This is a genomic window from Argonema antarcticum A004/B2 (assembly GCF_023333585.1).
Lineage (GTDB): Bacteria > Cyanobacteriota > Cyanobacteriia > Cyanobacteriales > Aerosakkonemataceae > Argonema > Argonema antarcticum.
The window spans coordinates 58,471-58,952 of sequence record NZ_JAIQZN010000041.1 but is presented as its reverse complement, the minus strand read 5'-3'; the positions used below and the strand labels follow the sequence as shown (position 1 = coordinate 58,952).

At 43.8% G+C, this 482-nt stretch carries 1 protein-coding gene; it reads left to right on the top strand.

Features of this window, described 5'->3' with window-relative positions; genetic code table 11:
- On the top strand, positions 1 to 482 hold a 482-nt coding region (locus tag LAY57_RS18260; protein ID WP_275994144.1), incomplete at both ends, for a Calx-beta domain-containing protein.

Sequence of the window (482 nt, the reverse complement as noted above, 5' to 3'; positions counted from 1 at the left end):
ACCACAGGCACATCTGATATAGATGTACAACTTGCTAATGGCACAGCAACAGGCGGCACAGATTTCACCGCCACCACTCAAACCATCAGCTTTACTGCCAATGAAACTAGCAAAACTGTCACAGTTCCTATTACTGACGATAGTTTATTTGAAGGGAACGAAAATCTAAATCTCACGTTAGTTAATCCTAGTGCTGGGACAAACATAGGTAGTCAAAATACTGCCAATCTGACAATTGTTGATAATGACAGTCCCGCCACGGTTGCCTTTTCGCAAGCGAACTATCAAGTCAACGAAAATGGCACAGTGGTAGGTGTTGCCGTCACGATTAATCGTACTGGGGATACATCGGGTACATCTAATATAGATGTCCAACTTGGTAACGGTACAGCTACAGGCGGTTCTGATTTCACCGCCACCACTCAAACCATCAGCTTTACTGCCAATGAAACTAGCAAAACTGTCACAGTTCCTATTACTGA